4 protein-coding genes and 1 pseudogene are annotated in these 3,502 nt (G+C 38.7%); all 5 read right to left on the bottom strand.

Features of this window, described 5'->3' with window-relative positions; all coding sequences use genetic code 11:
- Positions 1 to 27: 27 nt before the first annotated feature.
- Positions 28 to 153 (bottom strand): annotated as a pseudogene (locus ACTHS3_RS10820) (IS30 family transposase); the annotation flags it as partial.
- Between the two features lie 226 nt (positions 154 to 379).
- Positions 380 to 1,336 (bottom strand): IS110 family transposase, encoded by a 957-nt coding sequence (locus ACTHS3_RS10815; protein WP_440367945.1) that lies wholly within the window; start codon positions 1,334 to 1,336, stop codon positions 380 to 382.
- A gap of 297 nt (positions 1,337 to 1,633) precedes the next feature.
- Complete coding sequence (locus ACTHS3_RS10810) at positions 1,634 to 2,812, bottom strand: zonular occludens toxin domain-containing protein (protein ID WP_440367944.1); 1,179 nt, start codon at positions 2,810 to 2,812, stop codon at positions 1,634 to 1,636.
- A gap of 4 nt (positions 2,813 to 2,816) precedes the next feature.
- Positions 2,817 to 3,107: a DUF2523 domain-containing protein gene (locus tag ACTHS3_RS10805; protein WP_063068743.1), complete on the bottom strand. Its 291-nt coding sequence runs from the start codon at positions 3,105 to 3,107 to the stop codon at positions 2,817 to 2,819.
- 9 nt (positions 3,108 to 3,116) lie between these two features.
- Positions 3,117 to 3,502 (bottom strand): IgG-binding virulence factor TspB family protein (locus ACTHS3_RS10800; RefSeq protein ID WP_440367943.1); only part of this gene is annotated, 386 nt, incomplete at its 5' end.

Here is a 3,502-nt window from a genome sequence, read left to right as displayed (position 1 = left end):
ATCGTGCATTCTGCCTCAGAGTCATATGCTACCGTATCGTTTGAAGTAGGATTTGCTGCATATTCTGAGATGTTGCCACAGAGTGTCGCCGTTACTTTTATTTAGGAGAAAATTGCGGTAAACGGCATTGTGATGGAGTGTCATTCGATGATGGTGTGGTGGCAGGACAGGTCTTGAATGTGGTATCGTTCTTCTTGGGTCAGTTGCGTGTCGCTCATGGTAATCTTTCTTATAGAAAAGATGATATATTGGCATGTCAATTATTAAAATAAGTTAATTTCTTATCTTTATGTTTTTAATGAATATTTAGTTATTGCATTTTCAATAGAAACGACAAAGAACGGCTGTTTTTACAGCCGTTTTGTTTTGTATAAATTAGTTAAACCGTCTGATGTCGCGCTTTATCAAACGGCTTTTTAGTCTTGTGTATATAAAAGGCGATTTTTGCCAATTTCCGCATTAGTGCAACGATGATTATCATCTTAGGCTTTTTTGCCGCCTCCAAATTTCTGACAAGTTGAGGAAATACATTCATGCGGTAGGCAACAAGGGCAGGCATGAACAAGGCGCGTTTTAATTGGCGGTGTCCGTATCGGCTTAATCTGCCTTTTTTATTGACACTTGTCCCTGATTGTTCAATTTTTGGACTTAGACCCGCAAAGGCTACAAATTTATTCGCTGTTTCAAAATTTTTATCTGTCAGGTGTCTTAGTAGAATCACTGCGGTTTCTTTTCCTATTGCCGGAATGGTTTGCAGGTTTTGATATTCGATATTTAGGCTTTCTTTCTGCTTTATCATGCCTTCTATCCGCTTTGATGTCTGATCTATTTTTTCTTCAAGCAGTTCTATGATTGCTTCATGGGTTGATTTTATGTAGATGTCTTTTGCGGTATGCAACCTGTTTAGTGTTTCTTTTTGCTGTTCTTTTAGTTGTTGTAGCAGATTAACCAGCTTATAGAGTATGGGATTTTCAGACGGCCTAAACGGTGTCAGTTTGTCTAAGTGTCGGTTTGCAAATTCGGCGATAAGTTTTGAATCTGCTTTGTCTGTTTTGGTATGGCTAAACTGACTTTTTGCGTATTCTTTAATTTTTAAGGGATTAATGACAAAGATCGTATATAGCGCGCTCAAATATTCTGCCGCCTGTTCGTAGTAAATGCCTGTTGCTTCCATACTTATGGCAATTTTTCTGATTCTTTTTGTTTTTATCCAATTAATCAGATTCTCAAATCCTTCTGTACTATTGGATATTTTTATATAGTCTTTGCTTCCTTTAGTTGTAATCAATGTTGCGTCTATGGTGTCTTTTGATACGTCTAAACCTATTACATTCATTTCATTTTCCTTATTTATTCAGCCTTCAATGGCTATGATGATATTCAATCTTTAAGGTAATTAGACGGTTCGGCATATCTTTTCTTCAGTTTTTAACTTTGGCCGTTATACTGTCTAAACCGCCCAGGCTTTTGTTTTGCGCTTAAACAAAAACCTGTAAACCGCCTTAATTAAAACGATTTACAGGTTTCAATTTAATTTACCCAATTTCAAAAAGGCAGGAGTTCCCGCACCCCGTTGATATTTATTTAACCGTTGATTCCGCTTAGGCTACATCAACAATTAAATAAATATCTCTTAACTGCCGACCTTTGCACCGTTTTGGAATCCTGTTTTTTCGCCTGCTTCAACATAGCCGTCATACATCAGGTTTTGAGGGCTTTTACCGCCCATTGTAAGCACTTGTCCATTTTCAGGTGCGTAGGCTGTCTGCGGTGTTGTTTGTGGCTGTTGTACGGTGTGCTGTTCATCCTTATAGGGATTGAAAGGAAGGCCGTTTTTCACGTAATCCTTGCACATGGCTTTAGTAACTTCTTTTAGCGGCGTTCCTTGTGCGCTATAACAAGTACAGCCACTATTACCACCTTCAACACAACCGGCGATATATTCAAAAGTTTTAACTTGTCTTACATTGTCATAAATTGGTTTACTTTCAGGTTTTTCGGCTAGAGTAGGTACAAAATCTTCAGGCTTAAGATTTGAATTTATATCTTGTGGACTTTTATGTTGATCAGTTTCATTGATTGCCTGCGGTTCACTTGCAGAGGAATCAGAAACAGATTGAACTTCTTCAACTTGGCCGCTACCTTGTTTATAAATCTGATAGACGTTGTAACCTTTCCAAGCCATAAAGGCAAAAATAGCTACTAAAGCCCAAACAGCAAGCGGAATATTCTTTTTAAACTTCTGATGCTGGCTGGATGATTTGTAATATTTAAACGCTTCTTTTGGCGGCTTCCAGCTTGAAGATTCAACGCCTGTAACACCGGCGGGATTATCCAGGCTCGTTACACACTTATACCAAGAATACTGTTTCATACCCACGGCTTTGCGTTCAAGGTGGGTATGTTTTGAAACAAGATTGCGTACAAATACGTCAAGCTGACTTGGGTGTTGGGTCATCAAAATAACCGTATGGCCGTGGTGACGAAGTTCGGTTAATTCTTGAATATAAGGCGGAACAGGGCGACCGGCAGCGCGAACAGGATAGGTATAGTGCGCTTCATCAACAATCAAGACTGCACCGGTTGGAATAATATCCCGTAGAGGCGCAGACATAATTTCTTCTTCAGTGAGTTCGTGGGCGTTAAATTTACGTTTATCCAAGCCATCGATATGGCAGAAATAAAGCGGACGATCGACTTCCGTACCGTCTTCAAGCTTCATTTTAAATAAGCCGTCTTCGTTGTTCAAAATCATGGACACGACGCGTGAAGTTTTGCCAGTCCCCATGTTCCCTGTAAACAAATAAATCATAACGCTACCTTGGCATAATAAAAGTTAATTTATTTAATGTATTCATTCCAATATAAAAGCTGAATGCGCCGAATAAATAACCGAGGCCTTGGCCAAAACCACCGATTAAAAGTAAATTAAGAATATCAGACGGCATGGAATTTATGGCATTCAAGGTGTAATCTTTAAATTTATTTAGCGCAATAATATAGCCTGCATATGTTACAAACGTCATGCCAGTAGCAATAATTATTCTGACAATTAGCATTTTGAGCAAAATGGCCAATAAAGGTATAAGACCTGCAAGTAATGGCATAAGTACCTCTTATTTCCTCAACGATCCGAAAACAATAAACGCGGACATGATAATAAATCCGAGCAGAACAGCAAAACGGACTTTTTCCATGAAAACGCAAAGCGGTTCATAGCTGATTTGTACCGGTTTTCCCCAAATGTTGAAACTTTTGGGTTGAGGACAAACGCCATTTGGCGGTAGGAAATCGTCTGACGACCATGTCCTATCATCGGTAGTTTGAGGAATACTTATAGCATCAAACATTCCCTCTTCAGGCTTGCCCATTTTGTCACAGGCTAAAATGTCTGGAAAAAAATCACAAAGTAAACCTTTTGATTCTTCTTTTTTGTCATCTTTTTTATCTTCTTTTCTTTTATCTTTATCTTTATCAGATGGATCATCATCCGGATCAGGTT

The sequence above is a fragment of the Neisseria sp. P0009.S007 genome, from assembly GCF_051962515.1.
The sequence above is the reverse complement of the archived record's forward strand: the minus strand, read 5'-3'. Positions and strand labels throughout refer to the sequence as shown.

Excerpts from the sequence above, each read along its gene's own strand:
- ACTHS3_RS10815 (WP_440367945.1), bottom strand. The coding sequence starts at position 1,336 with ATGAATGTAATAGGTTTAGACGTATCAAAAGACACCATAGACGCAACA.
- ACTHS3_RS10810 (WP_440367944.1), bottom strand. The coding sequence starts at position 2,812 with ATGATTTATTTGTTTACAGGGAACATGGGGACTGGCAAAACTTCACGC.
- ACTHS3_RS10805 (WP_063068743.1), bottom strand. The coding sequence starts at position 3,107 with ATGCCATTACTTGCAGGTCTTATACCTTTATTGGCCATTTTGCTCAAA.